20 protein-coding genes and 1 tRNA gene are annotated in these 20,131 nt (G+C 64.3%); 10 read left to right on the top strand and 11 right to left on the bottom strand.

Annotation, left to right across the window (positions count from 1 at the left end):
• Positions 1-32 precede the first annotated feature (32 nt).
• The 10 genes from ccmI to S4A8_RS08745 form a co-directional block, all read right to left on the bottom strand.
• Positions 33-860: a c-type cytochrome biogenesis protein CcmI gene (ccmI, locus tag S4A8_RS08790; protein ID WP_353219870.1), complete on the bottom strand. Its 828-nt coding sequence runs from the start codon at positions 858-860 to the stop codon at positions 33-35.
• Positions 857-1,330: a cytochrome c-type biogenesis protein gene (locus S4A8_RS08785; RefSeq protein ID WP_353220067.1), complete on the bottom strand. Its 474-nt coding sequence runs from the start codon at positions 1,328-1,330 to the stop codon at positions 857-859. Before S4A8_RS08785 ends, ccmI begins: the two co-directional genes overlap by 4 nt.
• Positions 1,330-1,869, bottom strand: a complete 540-nt coding sequence (locus S4A8_RS08780; RefSeq protein ID WP_353219869.1) for a DsbE family thiol:disulfide interchange protein — start codon at positions 1,867-1,869, stop codon at positions 1,330-1,332. The genes S4A8_RS08785 and S4A8_RS08780 overlap by 1 nt, the downstream gene beginning before the upstream one ends.
• Positions 1,866-3,836: a heme lyase CcmF/NrfE family subunit gene (locus tag S4A8_RS08775; protein ID WP_353178294.1), complete on the bottom strand. Its 1,971-nt coding sequence runs from the start codon at positions 3,834-3,836 to the stop codon at positions 1,866-1,868. Before S4A8_RS08775 ends, S4A8_RS08780 begins: the two co-directional genes overlap by 4 nt.
• A complete protein-coding gene (ccmE, locus tag S4A8_RS08770; protein ID WP_353178292.1) occupies positions 3,833-4,297 on the bottom strand; it encodes a cytochrome c maturation protein CcmE in 465 nt (154 codons plus the stop codon). The genes S4A8_RS08775 and ccmE overlap by 4 nt, the downstream gene beginning before the upstream one ends.
• Complete coding sequence (gene ccmD / locus S4A8_RS08765) at positions 4,290-4,454, bottom strand: heme exporter protein CcmD (protein ID WP_353178291.1); 165 nt, start codon at positions 4,452-4,454, stop codon at positions 4,290-4,292. Before ccmD ends, ccmE begins: the two co-directional genes overlap by 8 nt.
• Positions 4,447-5,181: a heme ABC transporter permease gene (locus S4A8_RS08760; protein WP_353178290.1), complete on the bottom strand. Its 735-nt coding sequence runs from the start codon at positions 5,179-5,181 to the stop codon at positions 4,447-4,449. Before S4A8_RS08760 ends, ccmD begins: the two co-directional genes overlap by 8 nt.
• Before the next feature lie 156 nt (positions 5,182-5,337).
• Entirely contained in the window at positions 5,338-6,003 is a 666-nt protein-coding gene (gene ccmB / locus S4A8_RS08755; RefSeq protein ID WP_502950726.1) for a heme exporter protein CcmB, read from the bottom strand.
• On the bottom strand, positions 6,000-6,638 hold the full coding sequence (ccmA, locus tag S4A8_RS08750) for a cytochrome c biogenesis heme-transporting ATPase CcmA (RefSeq protein ID WP_353178287.1): 639 nt from the start codon (positions 6,636-6,638) through the stop codon (positions 6,000-6,002). The genes ccmB and ccmA overlap by 4 nt, the downstream gene beginning before the upstream one ends.
• A gap of 41 nt (positions 6,639-6,679) precedes the next feature.
• Positions 6,680-6,766 (bottom strand) — tRNA-Leu (locus tag S4A8_RS08745).
• A gap of 445 nt (positions 6,767-7,211) precedes the next feature.
• Between S4A8_RS08745 and S4A8_RS08740 the strand changes: the two genes are divergently transcribed.
• The 10 genes from S4A8_RS08740 to S4A8_RS08695 are packed head-to-tail and all read left to right on the top strand — an operon-like array spanning position 7,212 to position 18,631.
• Positions 7,212-7,976, top strand: coding sequence for an SLBB domain-containing protein (locus S4A8_RS08740; protein WP_353219867.1), 765 nt, complete (start codon positions 7,212-7,214; stop codon positions 7,974-7,976).
• Positions 7,973-9,388: a GumC family protein gene (locus S4A8_RS08735; protein WP_353178283.1), complete on the top strand. Its 1,416-nt coding sequence runs from the start codon at positions 7,973-7,975 to the stop codon at positions 9,386-9,388. The genes S4A8_RS08740 and S4A8_RS08735 overlap by 4 nt, the downstream gene beginning before the upstream one ends.
• Entirely contained in the window at positions 9,385-10,002 is a 618-nt protein-coding gene (locus S4A8_RS08730; protein ID WP_353178282.1) for a P-loop NTPase family protein, read from the top strand. Before S4A8_RS08735 ends, S4A8_RS08730 begins: the two co-directional genes overlap by 4 nt.
• Positions 10,003-10,009: 7 nt before the next feature.
• Complete coding sequence (locus tag S4A8_RS08725; protein ID WP_353219866.1) at positions 10,010-11,299, top strand: O-antigen ligase family protein; 1,290 nt, start codon at positions 10,010-10,012, stop codon at positions 11,297-11,299.
• 35 nt (positions 11,300-11,334) lie between these two features.
• On the top strand, positions 11,335-12,741 hold the full coding sequence (locus tag S4A8_RS08720; protein ID WP_353219865.1) for a BNR-4 repeat-containing protein: 1,407 nt from the start codon (positions 11,335-11,337) through the stop codon (positions 12,739-12,741).
• Between the two features lie 7 nt (positions 12,742-12,748).
• A complete protein-coding gene (locus S4A8_RS08715) occupies positions 12,749-13,855 on the top strand; it encodes a glycosyltransferase family 4 protein (protein WP_353219864.1) in 1,107 nt (368 codons plus the stop codon).
• Positions 13,856-13,910: 55 nt separating this feature from the next.
• Positions 13,911-15,125, top strand: a complete 1,215-nt coding sequence (locus tag S4A8_RS08710; RefSeq protein ID WP_353219863.1) for a glycosyltransferase family 4 protein — start codon at positions 13,911-13,913, stop codon at positions 15,123-15,125.
• On the top strand, positions 15,122-16,081 hold the full coding sequence (locus tag S4A8_RS08705; protein WP_353219862.1) for a glycosyltransferase family 2 protein: 960 nt from the start codon (positions 15,122-15,124) through the stop codon (positions 16,079-16,081). The genes S4A8_RS08710 and S4A8_RS08705 overlap by 4 nt, the downstream gene beginning before the upstream one ends.
• Complete coding sequence (locus S4A8_RS08700; RefSeq protein WP_353219861.1) at positions 16,078-17,469, top strand: undecaprenyl-phosphate glucose phosphotransferase; 1,392 nt, start codon at positions 16,078-16,080, stop codon at positions 17,467-17,469. The genes S4A8_RS08705 and S4A8_RS08700 overlap by 4 nt, the downstream gene beginning before the upstream one ends.
• A complete protein-coding gene (locus S4A8_RS08695; RefSeq protein ID WP_353219860.1) occupies positions 17,456-18,631 on the top strand; it encodes an outer membrane beta-barrel protein in 1,176 nt (391 codons plus the stop codon). The genes S4A8_RS08700 and S4A8_RS08695 overlap by 14 nt, the downstream gene beginning before the upstream one ends.
• Before the next feature lie 46 nt (positions 18,632-18,677).
• Here S4A8_RS08695 and S4A8_RS08690 read toward each other — a convergent pair whose 3' ends face one another.
• Positions 18,678-20,126, bottom strand: coding sequence for an oligosaccharide flippase family protein (locus S4A8_RS08690; protein WP_353219859.1), 1,449 nt, complete (start codon positions 20,124-20,126; stop codon positions 18,678-18,680).
• Positions 20,127-20,131: the final 5 nt, after the last annotated feature.

Raw genomic sequence — 20,131 nt, 5'->3', positions numbered from 1 at the left:
GTTAACCCCTTTGCAGGGGTGAAACAACACGCTCAGTCGCCGGATAACGTCGGTTTCTCGCCTGCCAGCTCCGCACGCCGGTTGGCCACCATGCTGGCGAACTCCTCCGGCAGATCCTGGGCAAGCAGCCGGTCCCAATAGTCGATCGCCTGCGCGTCGTCACCACGTTCGGCCGCAGCAAGGCCCAGATACCACAACGCTTCACGGCTTTGCGGATCGAGTTCGAGCAGTTGCTGGTAGAGGGTTTTCGCGCGGCCCTGCAAATCGTCGGTCGCCGCGAGCGTCGCCTGGGCTTCCGCGGCGATAATGGGCGGCCGCGGTGCCGGCATGGCGTCGTTGAGCACGCGATAACCCTTCGCGGCGGCTGCATAGTCGCCGATCGCCTCGTATGCGCGCGCGAGCATCGCCTGGGCGCGTAGATCGTCCGGATGCTCGGCCACGCGCTGTTCGAGCTCGCCGATCATGGTTTGCAGGTTCGGCATCTGGCTTTCGCCAAGCGCCTGGTAGTCCCCCAGATGCCAGTAGACGGCGCTCGAGCCACCCACGACGACCAGCAGCACGAACAGCGTGGCCAGCCAGGGCCGGCGTGGCGCCCGTGCGCCGGGCGCGATGGCCGGGGTATGGTCGATATCGGCGAGCAGGCGTGCGCCGAGTTCGTCTTTTTCGGTTTCTGCCTCGCGCCGACTCAAACGTCCGGCGGCTACCTCGCGTTCGATCTCGGCGTAACGCTGGTGATAGATGGTGATGTTGGCTGCGCGCCGCTTATCGGCCGCGGGCGTGCCGGCACGCCATAGCGGTACGAGCACGAATACCAGACTGGCGGCGACGAGAATCGCCGCGAAAACGAGAAATTCGGTCATGAACGCTCTTGAGAAGAGTCGGAGTCGGAATCGCGTGCCTGTTCTTCGAGTACGCGCGTAAGGCGCTCGCGGTCGAGCTGCGGCGTGTGGGCGGGGGCTTCGCGGCGGCGCCGCATCATCCAGAACACGACGAACAGGCCGATGGCCAACAGCACGAATGGGCCCGCCCACAGAATGACCGTGGCTGAATCCAGCGGCGGATCGTAGAGCACCCACTTGCCATAGCGGTCGACCAGATACTGCTTGATCTGGGCATCGCTGCGGCCCTGTGCGATCTGGCGCTCGACGATAGCGCGCAGATCCTTGGCCAGCGGCGCATCGGACTCGGCGATACTGCGGTTCTGACAGATCAGACAACGCAATTGCGCATTGAGCGCGTGATAGCGCGCCAGCTGCTCGCCCTCCAGATCCACCGCCTGCGCGCTGGTGGCCACGGCCAGCAGCACACACAGCGCGATCAGCATGCGCATCATGACGCGTTCGCCTTGAGCTGTTGGAGCTTGGGAATGAGCGTGTCGTTCATTTCCTCGCGCGTGATCGGGCCCACCACCTTGTAGCGGATAATGCCCTCGGCGTCGACGACGAAGGTCTCCGGTACCGCCGATACACCCCAGTCGATGCCGGTCGCGCCGCTGGGGTCGAAGGCGACCACGGCGAACGGATTACCGTAGCGGCCCAGCCAACGCAACGCGGCCTCCTTGCTGTCCTTGTAGTTGAGCCCAACCACCGGCACACCGGTACGTCGCGAGACCGCCGTGATCAGCTCGTGTTCGGCGCGACAGGCCACACACCAGCTCGCCCAGACGTTGACCAGCGTGACCCGCCCCTTGAGATCGGCCACGCTGATACGTTCGCGATCGGAGGCCAGCGTGGGCAGATCGAACGCCGGCGCGGGCTTGCCGATGAAGGCCGACGGCAGCACATCCGGGCGGCGCGTGAGCCCATAGCCGAGCAAGACGATCAACGCCAACACGACGACAACAGGTACAACCAGGCGCCAACGCATCATGCATGCACCGGGTCGAGGCCACGATCGGCCGCAACGGCCTTGTCCTGGCGTGCGCGACGGCGATAGTAGCGCTTGTCAGTCAGGGCAATCAGCCCGCCGAGCGCGGCGATGAAGCCGCCCGCCCAGATCCAGCGCACGAACGGCCGATGATAGATACGTACGCTCCAAGCATCGCCGGATAACGGCTCGCCCAGCGACACATACAGATCCCGTGTGACGCCCACGTCGAGACCGGCCTCGGTCATGGTCTGACCGCCGGCGTTGTAGCGTCGCTTCGCCGGGAACAGTTCGGCGATTTGGTCACCATCTTCGCGCACGATGAAATCGCCGATTTCGGCGGTGAAGTTCGGCCCGTCGACATGCCGTGTGCCGACGAACTCGAACTCGTAGCCCACCATCTCGGTACTCTGGCCCGGGGCAAGACGAACATCGTGCTCGCCGCCGAAACCACTGACCAGACTCACGCCGATCACGAAAATACCCACGCCCGCATGAGCCAGCGCCATGCCTACGACATTGCGGGGCAGCATCATACGCCGGCCGCGGCTGCGCCGAACAAGATCCTCGAAGGCGGTCGCAATCGCCCAGCAGCCGAGCACACAACCGGCCACGGCGGCCACCGCGCCGGTACCCACCGTCAGCAACGGCAAGGCCACACCGGCAACAATCGCGATCACAAGCGGCGCCCACAGGCGTGAACGCAACACATCGGCCCGGGTACGCTTCCAGGCCATTACCGCGGCCCCGCCGATCAGCACGACCAGCGGCACGGTTAGCGGAATGAAGACCTTGTTGAAATACGGCGGGCCCACCGAAATCCGCCCCATGCCCAGCGAGTCGGCCAGAATCGGATAGAGCGTACCCAGCAATACGCCGGCGGCGGCGACCACCAGAAAGATATTGTTGAGCAGCAACAGCCCTTCGCGCGACAAGGCGGCGACCGGTTCACGCCCGGCCTCGAACTGCGCCGCGCGCAATGCATACAGGATCAGCGAACCGCCGACGACCACCGCGAAAAACGTCAGGATATAGATGCCGCGGGTTGGATCGGTCGCAAAGGCGTGCACCGAAATGAGCACGCCCGAGCGCACCAGAAACGTGCCCAGCAACGACAGCGCGAAGGCGGTAATCGCCAGCAGCACGGTCCAGCTTTTGAAGATGCCGCGTTTTTCGGTCACCGCCAGCGAATGGATCAAGGCGGTACCTACCAGCCACGGCATGAACGAAGCGTTCTCGACCGGATCCCAGAACCACCAGCCGCCCCAGCCGAGTTCCTTGTAGGCCCACCAGCTGCCCAGGGTCACGCCAATGGTCAGAAACATCCAGGCCGCCGTTGTCCACGGCCGCGTCCAGCGCGTCCACGCGCTATCCACGCGCCCGGTAATCAAGGCGGTAATGGCGAACGCGAAGGCTACGGCAAAGCCGACATAGCCCATATAGAGCATCGGCGGGTGTACGACCAGGCCCGGGTCCTGCAACAGGGGGTTGAGATCGCGCCCTTCCATCGGTGCCGGGAACTGGCGCTCGAAAGGATTGGACGTAAACAGGGTGAACAGCAGAAAACCCACGCTCACCGCCCCCATCACCGCCAGCACGCAACTGGCCACATCACGCGGCAACGTACGACTGGCCAGGGCCACAGCGAGGCTCCAGCAGGCCAGCAACATCATCCAAAGCAGCAACGAACCCTCGTGTGCGCCCCAGATGGCGGCGATACGGTAGAACCACGGCAAGTGCGTGTTCGAATTCGCGGCGACATAGGCCACCGAGAAATCGTTGGCATAAAAGGCAAAGCCCAGCGCAACAAAGGCAATGCCCAGCATCACGAACTGGCCGATCGCCGCCGGCGCGGCCACAGCCAGGCAATCCGCCCGGGAACGCAGAATCCCGTACATCGGCAACACGGTCTGCACGGTGGCCAGGCCGAGTGCGAGCACCAGTGCGAAATGCCCGATTTCGGGAATCATCGCTTGGCCTGCATGTTGGTCGGCATACAGCTTTGCCCCGTTTCGTCCTTCATCGCATCCGCCACATCGGGCGACATGTAGTTTTCATCATGTTTGGCCAGCACTTCGTCGGCCACGAACTGGCCCGATTCGTCGAGCTCGCCATAGGCCACAATGCCCTGGCCTTCACGAAACAGGTCCGGCAGCGTGCCGCGAAACTGCACCGGCACGCTGGCCTGACAGTCGGCCAGGGTAAAACGCACCAGCAGATCGTCGTTGTTACGCTCGACCGAGCCGTTCTCGACCAGCCCGCCGATTCGAAAACGCGTATGCGCAGGCACTTCGCCAGCCGCGATTTCGCTGGGCTGATAGAAGTAGAGGATATTTTCGCTGAAAGCAGTCAGTGCCAGGCCGGTGGCCGCTGCCAGGCCAACGAACAGGCCACCGACCAGCATCAGACGGCGACGTCGTGTCCTAGTCATCGAATTCCTCATTCTCGATACGCCGCGCGATCTGACGATGGCGAATCAGCGGCGCGATGATATTGCCGACAATTACGACCGCAGCAATGGCGTAACTACTCCATACATACGGCGCATAACCGCCCATATGCCAGAACGCCTGCCAGGATTCATGCATCGCGAAACACCTTCTTGACCCAGCGACTACGCCGTTCGCGCCAGAGCAGTTGCGCGCGCATGTTCCAGAGCGTCAGCCAGCCGAACATCAGGGTAAAACCGAGTGCGGCACACAGCAGCGGCCAGAGCATATCCATTTCCATGGCCGGGCGACCGAAACGCGTCACGGTCGGGCCCTGGTGCAACGTGTTCCACCACTCGACCGAATAATGGATGATCGGCACATTGATCACGCCCACCACCGCCAGCAAGGCACAGGCACGCGCGGCGGTCCGCGGCGACTCGATCGCGTTATGCAGCGCGATTATGCCCAGATAGAGAAACAACAGGATCAGCTCGGAGGTCAGGCGCGCGTCCCACACCCACCAGGTGCCCCACATCGGCTCGCCCCAGATCGCGCCGGTCACCAGCGCCAGAAAGGTAAAGCTCGCCCCGACCGGGGCCGCGGCGACGATGAAGATCTCGGCAAGCTTGAGCCGCCACACCAGTGCGACCACACCGGCTATGGCCATGCTCGTATAACCGAACAGCGACAGCCAGGCGCTGGGCACATGGATATAGAGAATACGAAAGGCATCGCCCTGCTGATAATCGACCGGCGCGGTCACCAGTCCACCATAAATGCCGTAGCCGGCGAGCAGCACGCCGGGCACGGCGAGCGCGAGCGCGATCGGCCGGCTCACCCGATAGAAATACGGCAGCGATCCGAAACGGTGCAGCCAGAGCATGAACGCGGACTTGGCCAAAACGTTTAGACCACTGTGTGGCGAATGAATTGTGGATTGCATTGACGCATAGTTTCTCTCGGCCATGCACAGAATGTATTGATCTGGCGCAATAATCCGGATAACCGGTCATTGTCCGCGCCAGCAGATCTGGCGCTGTTATTCGAGACTGATTTTCAACGCCGCCGCAATCGCGAACGGCGCGGTGGTGATACCCAGCACGAGCAAAGCTGCCAGCAGGTAGAGCGCGCCCGCCGCGGGAAGGCCTTCGATCGCCGCCCGCATCGCCCCGGCGCCAAAAATCAGCACGGGCACGTACAGCGGAAAAATCAGCAGACTCAACAACAGCCCGGCGCGTGGCAGGCTCAGCGTCAAGGCCGTGCCAATGGCGCCGACCAGGCCCAGCGTCGGTGTACCCAGCAACAGGCTGGCCATGATAACGGGTACGGCGGCGGCTGGCACGCCAAGCAGCAGCACCAGCAACGGCGACGTGAGCACGAAAATCAGCCCGCTGGCCAGCCAGTACGCCAACACCTTGGCCAGCGCGATCACGGCCAGCGGTTCCGGCGAGAGCACATATTGCTCCAAGGTGCCGTCTTCGTAATCGGGCTTGAACAGGCGCTGCAACGACAACAGCGCCGCCAGCAGCACCGCCATCCAGATCAGCGCCGGCGATACGGTGACCAGAATCGCGGCGTTGGCCCCCGTACCCAGCGGAAACAGCGCCACTACCAGCACGAAGAACAGCAAGTGATGCACGAGCACACCGCGCTGGCGAAAGGCCAGCAGCAGATCGCGGCGCAATACCGCCCAGAAAACACTCAGCACGGCGTCAACTCGATCGAGCGCACCGGCACGTCGGGCAGGCTCAAGGCTTCATGGGTGGTGAACACCGCCATACCCCCCGCCGCGACATGGGCCGCGATTCGGGCGCACAGTACCGCACGGGCCTCGACGTCGAGCGCCGACGCCGGCTCGTCGAGCAACCATAGCGGCGCCTCGGTCAACCATAACCGTGCCAGCGACACGCGCCGCTTCTGACCCGCGGACAAGCGCTCACAGGGGCGATGCGCGATACGCTTGAGCCCCAACTCGGCCAGCACGGCGCGAATACGCTTTTGCGAAACCGGCCGCGCGCACAGGCGCATAAGCACATCCAGATTTTCCACCGGCGTGAGCGCGCCGTTGAGCGCATTGTCGTGGCCGACAAAACACAACGCGTCCTTGAGCAACAGCGGATCATCGGCGGCGCCCTCGCCGGTTGGTTCCCAGACGATTTCGCCGGCCGCCGGTAGCTGCAGGCCCGCGAGGGTGCGCAACAAGGTGGTCTTGCCCGCCCCGTTTTCGCCGAGAATACGCGCCGCTTCGCCGCCGACCAGGGCCACGTCCAGTCCAGCAAAGAGCGCGCGCTCGCCACGGGCGCAACTCAGGTTATGCATGCCGAGGCGCGGGCGCGTCATCGTGGGTCATCGAACCTAACGAGCGGCAAAAGCCGATTAACTGGTGCCCGGAGCCGGACTCGAACCGGCACGTCCCGAAGGACAAGGGATTTTAAGTCCCATGCGTCTACCAATTTCGCCATCCGGGCGCGAGCGCGGAATTCTAGGCGCTGTTGACGCCGTAGTCGAGGTAGCCATCGGCGCTAAGTTGCTGAAGTTAACGCGCGCACACGACTACACCGCAAAAAAATCGCCTGGGCAGCCACCGCTTTCGGGTCGCGTCGCCACGCGCGGGGCATACGTGCCGATTCACCCGGCGCGTAGGTCGCGCGGCACGCAGAATTTATCTTCCCGGCATTCAGACCCCCTCTAAATCGGCCGTTAACGCTGGCACTGGTATATGCACTAAACTAGCGGGCTATGGGGTTTAAAAGGGGGATGGCCGCCGTGCTGACTGATTTGCGACTATTTTTGACCATGGCGGTCCTGGCCGTGCTGCTTGCCGGCTGCGCGAGTGAGCCGCTTCCGCCACCGCAAATCGCCACCACACCGTCCCCCGCTGCCACGCCGTCCGGCGGCGACACGGCGCCCCCGTTGGCCGCGGCATACGCCCAACCCGAGGCCGAGCCACAGGCCGAGCCGTCAGAAGGCGTATTGCTCGGCGCTGGCGATATCGTGGAAATGCGCATGTTCGGCCAGCCGGACATGAATACCCAGGGTTTTATTTCCGACAACGGCGAAATATCGCTGCCACTACTGGGCGTGGTCGATATCGGCGGGATGACCCCGAACGCCGCCCAGAGTCAGATTGAATCGGCCTATCGTGAAGGCGGCTACTTCCGTGACCCCCAGATCAGCCTGACCCTGGTCGAACACCGCAGCCAGCAGGTCGCGGTGCTCGGTGCGGTCAATCAGCCCGGCCGTTTCTCGTTGACCAGCCGCACCACCCTGCTCGACGTGCTTGCCGAGGCCGGCGGTATTACCCCCCGCGGTGCACGCTCGGTGGTACTCATTCGCGGTGACGACACGCGCGAGCGTATCGATATCGACGCGCTGGTTACCGGCGACGGCGGCTCGCCGGATAATGTCCTTCACGCCGGCGATACCGTGTACGTGCCCCAGGCGCCGGTGTTCTATATCTATGGCGAAGTGCAACGCCCCGACGCCTATGCCATTCAGCCGGGCATGACCGTCATGCAGGCGATTTCCACCGGCGGTGGCCTGACCGAACGCGGTTCTAATTCGCGTTTCGTGCTGCATCGCAAAGCCGCCGACGGCTCGGTACAGACCGTCGACGCGTCGCCCACCACCCGGGTGCAGGCCGACGACGTGATCTTCGTCAAGGAGCGCTTCTTTTGAACGCAGCGATCGATCGCCCGCTGATTCCGGGCATGCGGGCCACGCCCACGGTGGGCCAGATAGTGCGCGCCGTGCGTGCCCATTGGCGTACGGTGGCGGTGACCGTGGCGGTGTTCTTCGTGCTGGCGATCATCGCGGCGCTGATGATGCGCAGCTACGAGGCACGCGCATCCCTGGTCATCGAATTTCCGACGCTGGACCCGCTGACCGGCCAGGCCCGCTCCAGCGCGCTGGCCGAGAGTTATCGCGCCACCCAGATCGATTTGATGACCAGCCAGAACGTCATGCTCGGCGTGGTCGACCAGCTCGGCCTTGCCGATGACCCGGCCGTACGCGACGAGTTCGATGCAGACGGCGACGGCGAAGGCACGCTGCGCCAGCGCCTGGCATCGGCGCTGGGCGAGAAGGTGGAAGTGCGTGCCGGCGAGGTAAGCCAGCTGCTGGTGGTCTCCTATCGCGGCGATGACCCGAAGCGCAGTGCCGCGATCGTCAACGCGGTGATCGACCAGTACATGAAGGCCAGTGAAAACATGGCCACCGACCCGGCGCGCCAGCGGCTGGGCCAGTATTCGAATTTTCTCGACGGTCTGCGCAAGAAGGTGGACGAAGCACAGGACGCGCTGACCAACGCGCGGCAGCGTTTCGACGTCATCGATTCGGCGGCTGCCGAAGGCGTGGATACAAGCCGGCTCAACGACCTCGGCACCCGTTTGAACGCGGCCCAGGCGCGTCTGCAGGCCGCGCAGGCCGAAGTCGATCAGATCAACGGCGCGCGTGCCAGCGGCCAGCCGATGACCGCCCAGGCCGATATTCTCGACAGCAACGTGGTGCAGGATCTCAAGAATCGGCTGGTCGGGTTTCAGGCCGAGCGCGCCGAGATCGCCGAATCGCTCGGGCCCAACCATCCGCGTCTTCGGGCGATCGATGGCCAGATCGCCACCGTGCGTAGCCGCCTGCGCGACGAGATCGATGCCTCGCTCGCGGCGGCCCGTCAGAGCGTCAAGGCAGCACGTGGCGAAGTCAATGCACTACAACAGAACTACGATGCCGCACGCGCTGACGTAATGGACAAGCAGACCAAGCGCGGCCAGCTCGACAGCTACCGACGGCGTCTGGAAAGCGCGACCCAGGTCTACGAAGCCGCGCTGTCAAATTACGACCAGGTGCTCGGTGGCAGCGAACTCAGTGCACAGAACGTCTCGGTGGTCACCCGGGCGATCGCGCCGACCAAGACCGCCGGTCTCAGTGGCAAGCGTAAACTCGCCGTGGCCCTGGTATTCGGACTGGTGGTCGGCGTCATGCTGGCCCTGCTCCAGGAACTGCTCGACCGGCGCGTGCGCGCCCCCGAAGATATCGAACGCGAACTGGAACTGCCGGTTCTGGGCGTACTCGGCCACGGAGCACTGCGATGACCGGCCATAGCCAGCCCGCGACCCCGCGGATTCACGACAATGTATTCGCCTACCACGCGCCGCATGGCCAGGCGGCGGATACCCTGCGCGCAGCGCTGGCCCGCATCGCACTCAGCGACAGCCATGCACGCTGTCTGGCCGTGGTCGGCTGTTCGACCGGCCTCGCGCGTAGCCGCGTGGCCGCGAATCTGGCGGTGCTGCTCGCCCGCTCCGGCCAGCGCACGGCGTTAATCGATGCCGCACGCCAGCACCCGCAACAGGGTCTGTTGTTCGGGCTCGACAGTCATACCGGCATGGCCGATATCGCGGTAATACCCGGGCTAAGCGTGATTCGCGCGACCGACACGCACCCGTCGCTGGGCGATACCCTCGTCGAGGCACCGAGCCAGTTCGCCGCCCTCGTTACCCGCCTGCGTGGCGATTACCAATACATCGTGATCGACGCGGCCGAACATACCGGCGATCTCGACGCGATTTCGGCCGCCGGTGTGAGCGACGGCGCGCTGTTGGTGGTCGAACGCGGTATCACGCCGTTGGCGCGGTTGCGCCAGTTGACCGACGGTCTGCATGAAAGCGGCGCAAACATTCTGGGCACCCTGCTCACCGACGGCTGATACACCCATGCGGTTGCCGGCTGCTCAAGATCGACGCTTCTACTGGCTGCTCATCGCCGTATTCTGGGCCACGCTGGCATTTGCCCTGCTGCCCGACGGGCTGGACTGGGCTCAGGATACGGTCGCGGAAAATGCCCAGCAGGGCTCGCTGATCCGTCGTCTGCAGTGGATGTCGCCGTTTCTGATCTGCGCGCTTGTCATCTGGCTGCGGCGTAGCGTGGCGTGGCGCGTAGCGCGCCAGATCGATCCCTGGCTCTGGCTTTTTCTGGGCTGGGCAATTCTCAGCGTTGGCTGGTCGGACTATCCGGCGGTGACCGTACGCAAGCTGGTATTGCTGATCGGCACGGTCGTTATCGCCCTTTCATTCCAGGTGGCAGCATGGCAGCCCGATCGGCTGCGCCGGCATACCCGGGCCTGTCTGAGCGCCCTGGTCGTGGCATCGATCGTGGCGGTGTTCGTCATTCCCGATATCGCCCATGTCGCCGGCTACGAGAACGCCTGGACCGGTATTACCCGCAGCAAGAATCATCTCGGCATGGCCGCCGGTTTGATGATGGTGCTATGGATGCACGGCCTAGCGATTGGCGAGACGGGCGTGCTCGAGTCGCTGGGTTGGACGCTGGTCGCGGGCATTACGTTGATCATGGCCCGTAATGCGACCGCGCTGCTGTGCATGCTCGCTGTCTTGCCGCCGCTATGGCTGACATTTCGGCCCATGCTCTCCCTGCGTGGCTTGGTATTCAGCAGCGTGCTGGTGGTCGGCGCGCTGCTTTTGAGCCTGACCTTCGGCGTACTGGTTACGCATGGTGTGCCCGGCTGGCGCGAGATCGTGGCCCCGGTCGCCAATGCGGTCGGCCGCGATGTCACCTTTACCGGGCGTCTGGAAATCTGGCGGCTGGTCTATGCCGAGGTCGTGAAGCATCCCTGGCTCGGCACCGGTTTCCAGGCATTCTGGCTCGGTGCCGGCGGGCCGGCGCCGTGGGTGACCCAGAACCTCTACGGGATTCTCTGGCAGGCGCACAACGGCTATCTGGATCTGGCCAACGAGCTGGGTGTGCCGGGACTGATCCTGGGCGTCGGTTTTCTGATCAACACCATTCGCCGCGGTGTCGCGCTGTTGCCAGGCTGGCGCGCGGAAGCCGCCTGGATCGTCGCCTTCATGGCGTTTCTCGCGATTGCCAATATCGCCGAATCCAGCCTCTTCCGGCCCATTCATTTCATGTTCCTGTTATCGATTCACGCAAGCCTCGCGCTGGCGCGTCTGCGTGCGGTCGATCCGGCGGAGACACCGCAATGACGATAATCCGTAGGCGACGGCCCGGCTCGGCCAGGGTGTGGCAAATCGCGGCCGCCGGCGCACTGCTACTGCTGGCAAATGCCGCGTCCGCGGCCGTAAGCGCCGAGGTGATACTCGCCCCGATCGACGTGGCCGAAGCCAATGCGAGCGTGTTCGCGACCCCGCTGGCGGTGCGCGACGCCACGGTATACACGGTAAACGTCGAACCGGGCCCGCGACCGGTCAAGCTGCACGATTTCGGCTTTCATACCGTGGTACGCAAGGGCGAGCGCAGCCCCGACGGGCACTGGTCGTGGCGATCGCATCTGCTCGATGCCGATACCGCCAACGATCCCTACCATACCGCCGCTTCGATTGGTCTGGATCGCGACGGCTTCGTGCATGTGGCTTACGATATGCACAACCTGCCCTGGCAATACTCGGTTTCGGCGCAACCCGAGTCGATCGACCACTTCGTCTTTCGTGGCCAGCGCGTCTCGGCCAAGGCCCGCTGGGGCAGCCAGCATCGGCGCGTGGACTTTCCCGCGCCCGGAACCGCGGCCATTCCCGGCACGCAGATCACCTATCCGTCGTTCTTCAACGACCGCGACGGGCGTTTGTATGTGACCTATCGCTATGCCGTGCGCCCGGCACGTACGTGGTCCGAGCGCCTGTTCTCGGGCGGTCTGGCCCGCTACGAGGAATCCAACCGCAGCTGGCATGCCATCGGCGGCGATGTGACCGTTGGTACCGATGATATCCGCCTGCCGCCCGGACGCAGTGAATACGTCAGCCGCCCGTTCATCAGCGAACCGGGCTGGTGGGTCTATCAGATGCGCCTGGCATTCGACAGCGAAAACGGCATGCATGTGGCCTGGCTGTGGCGGCGCGGCGATTCCGGGGTCGACCAGAATTTCGCCAGCTATGCGTATCTGCCGCCAGCACGCGACGCAGCCTACGACGCGACGGGCAAGCGTTACCAGTTGCCGATCGATCTGGCTGCGGCCAGCCGGGTAGCGCCCGAGCGTATGGCCGAACTCGCCCCGGACGGTCTGTACAGCCCGGCCCGGATCAGCGTCAGCGAAGATGGCCATCCGGTGGTGGCCCTGCAGTCGGTTCACGGCCCGCGTTATCGCAGCCGCCTCGCCGACGGCCACTGGTCGGACCCCGAGCCGGTGCCCAACCAGGCGTTCGAACAACATTACGACGACCAGGGTCGCGAATGGGCTTTCGCGACGGGATTGACCGTGCTGCGCCGAAACGTCGACCCTAGCGGTCGACCGACCAGCGACTGGCGCACCGTCTACAAGGGCAACGCTCGCGACGGCACCGCGCTGTGTCATACGCGTGCGGTCGCCGCGCCCGCGGACAGCGCGACCGCGTTCTACCTGCACGCGAACGTGCTCGTCGACGGCCAGTGCCGCGATGATCGCGTTACGCTCGTGCGGCTGAGCGAGGAATAGCGTTTTCATGCGCGTTGTCATGCACGCCCCCTGGCCGGCCGAATATGTTGCCGAACTCGCGCGGGCGCTGAGCGCGCGCGCCGACATCACACGCCTGTGTCTTGTCGTACGCTCGGATTTTGCTTATGCCGAGGCCGTTGGCTGTCCCGTGGCGCGCTGTTACCCGGCCGCACGGGTCACGCGCGGACGCTGGCAACGTCTGGCCGCCCATGCGAAGGCGCTGGTGCGCACGGCCGCCTGTATATGGCGCGAACGCCCCGATATCTTTCATGTGCAGGCCTTGCATCAGCCCCTGCTCGACTGGCCGTTGCTGGTGATCGCGCGACTGCGGGGCGCGCGCCTGGTATGGACCGCCCATAATAGCCTTCCGCACGAGAGCGCCCGTTTCGATCGCGCGCTGTTTCGGCGGATCTACCGGCATGTCGATGCGGTTATCGTCCATACCCGCTTCACCGCCGATACGCTGGTACGGCAGATGGGCACGCGCAGCGATCATATCCATGTCATCGCCCATGGCCCGCTCACCCTCGGCGCCGCCGAAGCGCTTCCGCGCCCCGACGCGCGCCAGGCACTCGGGGTGGCTGACGATACGTTCCTGTTGTTGCTGTTCGGCCGGCTACGCCCGTACAAGGGGCTCGATCTGCTGCTGGAGGCGCTCGATCACCTCGCCGACCCGGCGATACATCTGATCGTGGCCGGCGAAGATGCCCTCGGCGATGCCGCCGGCCAGCTCGCCGACCGGCGCGATGTCACTGCCGACCTACGCCGGGTCGATGCCGAAACCACGGCACGCTATTTCGCCGCGGCGGATCTGGTGGTGCTGCCCTATCGGCGTATCGATCAGTCCGGCGTACTGATGTTGGCGCTGACCTACGGCTGTGCCGTACTGGCCAGCGACATCGGCGGCCTCGGCGAGGTCATCGACGACGAACGCTCCGGCTTTCTGCTCAAGCCCGTCGACGCCGAAACCCTGGCCACGCGTGTTGCCGCGATCAAGGCCCGGCCCGACGTCGTCGATCGCGTGCGTGCGCATGTTGCCGCCGAGGCCCACGGCGAGCGCGGCTGGCCGCAGCTGGCCGAACTCACCGCAGGCGTTTATCACGGTGTTGCCTAGCATGCATCGTCGCGCCGTACCCCCGAATCAAGAACAGGATCAGGACAATGACGACATGAGTGCGCACGCCCCGCGCAACGATGCAGACCCGCGCGCCCATGTGCTGATCATCGTCGAAAATCTGCCACTGCCCTTCGATCGCCGCGTTTGGCAGCAGGCCTGCGCATTGCGCGATGCAGGCTATGCGGTTTCGATCGTATGTCCGACCGCCGAAGGCTATCGCGAACGATATGTCGATCTCGACGGCATCGCCATTTACCGACATCCGCTGCCGAATGTGCCGAATACGGCCTGGGCCTATCCGCTGGAATATGCCACGGCCCTGTTCTGGCAGCTCAGGCTCAGCGCGCGTATCGGCCGTCGCCGGCGTATCGACGTCATTCATGCCTGCAATCCGCCGGATACGATCTTTCTGGTGGCTGCCCTCGCGCGCCCGTTCGGGGTGCGGTTTCTGTTCGACCACCATGACCTGTGCCCGGAACTGTTCGTGGCCAAGTTCGGCCGCAACGGCGTCATGTACCGGCTGATGCGCGTACTCGAGCGCGCCACGTTCTCGCTCGCGAAAGTCTCCATCGCGACCAACGACTCGTTCAAGCGCATCGCCTGCAGTCGGGGCGGCATGGCCGAGGAAGACGTGTTCGTGGTGCGCAGCGGCCCCAATCTCGAGCGCATCCACGCGGTGGCGCCCGACCCGTCGCTACGCCGCGGGCGCGCCCATCTGGTGGGCTATGTGGGGGTCATGGGCGAACAGGAAGGCTTGGAGGATCTGTTGTACATGATCGCGGATATCGTGCACGAGCGTGGCCGCGCGGATATCCAGTTCTGTCTGGTCGGTTTCGGCCCGTCGCTTGAGGGATTACGCAGCCTCGCCGTGGAGCTGAACATCGACGACTACGTGGATTTCCCGGGCCGGCTGGACGGCGAAGACCTGATGCGGGTGCTCTCATCGGCCGATATATGTGTAAGTCCGGACCCGAAAAACGAGATGAACGATCAGTCGACGATGAACAAGATCCTGGAATACATGGCGCTCGGCAAGGCGCTGGTCCAGTACGACCTCACCGAGGGTCGCGCCTCGGCGGGCGACGCCGCGCTCTATGCGCAACCGGGCGATCGCCGCGATTTCGCCGACAAGATCCTCACCCTGATCGACGACATCGAACTGCGCCAGCGGCTGGGCGAAATCGGGCGTGAGCGTATCGAGCAACGCCTGGCCTGGCACCATGAAGTGCCCAAGCTGCTGGCTGCTTACGAACGCGTGCTGTCGTGAACGAACAGGCCCCGCATACTCCTTCCCAGGCGGCCCGCAGCGAGCCGAGAATTCTGGTCATTTCGCCGGTACGCGACGAAGCGCGCTTCATCGATGCCGCGATCGACAGCATGTGCGCACAGACCGTACGCCCGGCCGCCTGGGTGATCGTCAACGACGGATCCAGTGACGATACCTCGGCTATTGCCAAGGCCCGCGCACGCGAAACCGATTTCATCCATGTCGTCGACAAGCCCGACCGCGGCCGGCGTCAGGTCGGCTCGGGGGTGATCGAGGCCTTCAACTACGGGCTTGCAGCCGCGCCGATCAGCGACTGGAACTATATCGTCAAGCTGGATGCGGATATTACCTACGGGCCACGTTATATCGAGCGCATGCTCGCGGAATTCGCCAGCGACGATCGACTGGCGGCGGTCTCCGGTCGGGTGTTTCGGCCCGAACCCGGCGGCGATGTCGAAGAACGCAAAAGCCCGGACATGGTCTGCGGGCCGTTCAAGTTCTACCGTCGAGCCGCCTTCGAGGCGATCGGCGGCTTCGAGCAGACCTTGCAGTGGGACGGTATCGATATCCACCGGGCCCGCATGACCGGCTGGCGTACGCGCAATATCCCCGATGCGGAGGCGCGCATTCACCATCATCGCCTGATGGGGTCCTCTGAGGTGAGTATCGTCCACGGACGCCTGCGCTGGGGCCGCGGTATCCATTTCATGGGCTATCACCCGGCCTATGCCGTGGTGTCCGGCGTCTACCGCATGCGCGACTGGCCCTATGTCGTGGGCGGGCTGCTGATCATCACCGGTTATTTCTCGGCCGCCGCACGCGGCGCCGAGCGCTATCCCGACCCGACCTTTCGCGCAAATCTGCGCGCCTGGCAACGCCAGCAGCTGGCTGCGCTGCCACGGACCTTGTTTAACGCCGTACGTCGTCGCCTGGGCAAAGGGCCCGCGCAGCCATGAGACTGGCGAGCCGTACATTTTCCGCGCCGCTTTTTCACGGGCTGATCTATGGCGGTCTGAGCACCGGTCTGTTGCTGTTCATTGCCGCGCTGTCGGACCAGGGCATTAGCGAAAAGGATCGTCAGCTTGCCGCCCTGGCCTTCGTGACGGTGGCGATCGTGTTCAGTCGTTATAACCTGATCTGGAAATGGCATGTCGGGCGAGCCGGCTCGATCGGTACCGGCGTGTTGTTCAGCTGGTTTCTATGCGCCACGGGGCTGATTTTTCTCGGCTTTCTGACCCGTCGCTCCGGCGAGTACGAACGCCGCGTGATCCTGCTGTGGCTCGCGCTCACGCCGTTGCTGTTCGTGCTGGCCCATCACCTGATTCGCTATCTGTTCTTCCGGTTTTTTCCGGCATCGATGAAGTCGCGCACCGCGGTCATCGTATTCGTGAGCGAAGACGCCCAGCGGTTGGCCCATATTCTCGCCGCGCTGGATGTACCGAAATTCCGCCTGCTGGGTTTTTTCGAGGACCGCGGCCCCGAGCGCGTCGGGCATACCAGCTCCGACCGCCCGGTGCTCGGGCGGACCGACGAGGTGGTCGACTATGTCAATAAGCACAGCGTGAATGTCGTGTTCGTGGTATTGCCGCTGGAAGGCGCCGATCGGGCAACCGATATCGTACGCCGGCTCGGCGATACCACTGCCTCGATCTATTTCATGCCCACATCGCCCCTGTTTCGAAGCGATCAGCTGCAGTTCGCCAATATCGGCGGCGTGCCCGTGTTTTCGTTCAGCGAAAGCCCTTTCTTCGGCGCCGACGGCGTACTCAAGCGCTTGATGGATATCCTGTTCTCGGCGGGCGTGCTGATATTGCTGTCGCCGCTATTGCTGATTATTGCCGCGCTGATCTGGGCGACTGACGGGCGGCCCGTGTTTTTTACCCAGCAGCGCTACGGGCTGGATGGCAAGCGTATTCGCGTGCACAAGTTTCGCACTATGCGCGTGGCCCCGGCCGATACCGACGTGCGCCAGGCCACACGCGACGACCCGCGGGTCACACCAATCGGCCGCGTGCTACGGCGCACTTCGATCGACGAATTGCCGCAGTTCTGGGATGTATTGCGCGGTGCCATGAGCGTGGTCGGCCCACGGCCGCATGCCATCGAGCATAATGAGACCTATCGGGGGCTTATCGAGCGCTATATGCTGCGACACAAGGTACGGCCGGGCCTGACCGGGCTCGCTCAGATCAACGGCCTGCGTGGCGAAATCCAGATGTTGGAAAACATGGAACGCCGGGTCGAGTACGACCTGCGCTATATCCGTACCTGGTCGCCAGGTCTCGATGTCTACATCATTCTGCGCACCGTTGCGCTGATCTTTCGCGATCGTGCGGCTTATTGAGCCTCGCTACATTCTGGCCTTCACGATCGCGGCCCTGCCCTGGTACGCGCGTGGCGCCGAGTTGCGTCTGTCGCCCTATGTCGAAACCGGTATCAGTCGCGACAGCAATCTGTATGCCGCGCCCGAGGCCGAACGCGAGGCCGATACGCTGCACCGTGCCACGATCGGCGCGGATGCCCGCTGGGGCATGTCGCGCCAGGACCTGTCGCTACATATCGACCTGAGCCGGCTGAACTACGTCAAGAACGAGCGCCTCGACCACAACGCCTATCACGGCAATTTCGTCTGGAATTACGAAGTCGGCCACGCCCTGCGCGGCCGGCTTTACTACAACCGTTCACGCGAACTCACCGGCTTCGAAAATCGCGGCGGTCGCGAGTCCGATTTCATTCGCATGAGCAATCCGGGTATCGAGACCACCCTCGTCATCAGTCCGCACTGGCAGGTGATCGGTGGCGTCGATTACCGGATACGCCGACATACCCTCGACGACGAACGCCGCTACAACCGCAACGAGGTCGAATCGAGCCTGTCCTTGCGCTATATCGGCGCGCCCGGCGCGAGCCTCACCGCGGGCGTGGAACGTATCGACGGGCGTTATCCCGAACGCAACCCCGACGATCCGCTGGCCCGGCGTTTCGTCCAGCACGAGCCCTTCGGCCGGCTCGACTGGCGCTTTTCCGGTCGCTCGCGGGTACAGCTGCGGGCCGGCTATGCCCATCGTGAAAACCGCGGCGGCCAATCCGAGGATTATGGCGCCCCGACCGCGCGCCTGACCTATATCCGAGATATTTCTGCCAAGACGCAGCTGCGCTTCACGCTGTCGCAGGATATCTACTCGGCCGACAACGTGGACGCCAATGCGCTGCGCAACCGCGGCGCACGCGTGGAACTTGGCTGGGAATACAATCCGGCGATCAATCTCGCGGCCCATGCGGCCTGGGACCGACGCGACTATCAACGCACGTCCACGGCGGTGGACGCGCGTTCCGACGAGGTTCGCGATTACGGCCTCGACCTGACCTGGCAACCGCGGCGCCAGATCGCCGTCATTCTCAGTGGTCAGCGTATCGAGCGAGATTCGAACCTGCCCGGCTTTGCCTACGACGAATGGGTCGGCGGGCTTGCCCTGCGCGTCACACTCGATCCGCTGGCGCAATGAGCCCAGCGACAAGCGGGCAGGCAGCGCGGCGTTTCGTCTATTTGTTCTAGCCCGGCACGCCCGCCTTGCGGCCACGTAGAGCGTTGAGCACGGACGCGAACAACGTACGCTGAAACACCAGCGCGAGACTCGTATAGATCAGCACACCGGCGCCCACCTGTACGATCAGACACACCGCCGGCGATTGCGCCAGGCCGTCGACACGGCCGATCGCGACCACGGCCGCTGCCATGATCGACGCATTGATCAGGCTCGGCACGATCGATGCGATAAAGGCCAGCCGGTCGATGCCGAATACCGGCCGCGCCACGCGCAGATAAAAGCCGGCCAGCACCGTGGTCGACAGCACACGCGCAATGCCGATCGCAATCAGCCCCAGCGGCGAGAGCATGACGAGCGCTACGGCCACGGCGACCACTTCCAGTGTCAGCGCCAGGCAACACAGCCGCGCCTCGCCCCGCGCGGCCAGCGCCGTCATCAGAAAATGCGTGGTCGCGCCGATCGCGCTGGCCAGCGCCAGGCCGGAGGCGATCGGTCCGGCCGCCGCCCAGCGTTCGCCGCCCAACAGGGCGATGACTGTCGGCGCGCTGGCCGCGAGCCCCAGAAAGACCGGTAACAATACGATCGACGTATGCGACACCGTGCTTGCTACCGCTGCGCGCAACCGTGCCGGCGCGTCCTGGGCGCGTACGAAAAACGACATCGCGATGTTATGACTCACCGACGCCGTCGGCCCGCGTACCGGTTCGATGATGCGCAGCGCCATGTTCAGATAGCCCGCGCCGTCGAGACCGAACAGGCGTGCAACGATACCCTGAAAGATCGCATCGCCTGCCTTGTCGACACAACGCGCGGCAAAAAACCAGCCCGCGACGCCGGACAGCTCGCCCAACCCCCGCGGCGACCAGGCCGGGCGCAGACGCACCGGCGCATCCACCATCAGCCAGATCAGGGTTACGAAACGCGACACCAGCCGCACCGCCAGCAGCGACCAGACGCCCACACCGGAAAACACCAGTGCCAGACCGGCGCCGACGCCCACGGCATCGCCGGCCAGGCCCGACCAGGCGATACGCGCGAATGCGCGATGCCGGCGCGCGAGCGCGGTAAAGATCGCGACCCCGGCATGAGCGAGCAGAATCGGGCTGAAGCCGGCCACCAGCCAGGCCAGTGTCACCAGCTCGCTGTCTGACGGATAAAACCGGGCAATGACGGCGGCCGCCACGAACGTCGCTGCAATCAGCGCGATCGAACCGGCCATGACAACGCCCAGCGCGGTGGCGAAATGCACCCGCGCGATACGTCGTCGTTGTACCAGCGATTCCTCGAACGGCGCGGTCACCACGATCGCCAGCAGACTCACGATGACGATCGTCAACGACGCACGCCCGAATACCGCCGGCGACAGCCAGTAGGCGAATACGACCGTGGTGACCAGCTTGAGCAGGATACGACCGAAGGCATCGGCCAGCGACGAAGACAACCACTTCAGCACGGGCG

It is taken from the genome of Salinisphaera sp. S4-8 (genome assembly GCF_040361235.1).
Classification (GTDB): Bacteria; Pseudomonadota; Gammaproteobacteria; order Nevskiales; family Salinisphaeraceae; genus Salinisphaera.
The sequence above is the reverse complement of the archived record's forward strand: the minus strand, read 5'-3'. Positions and strand labels throughout refer to the sequence as shown.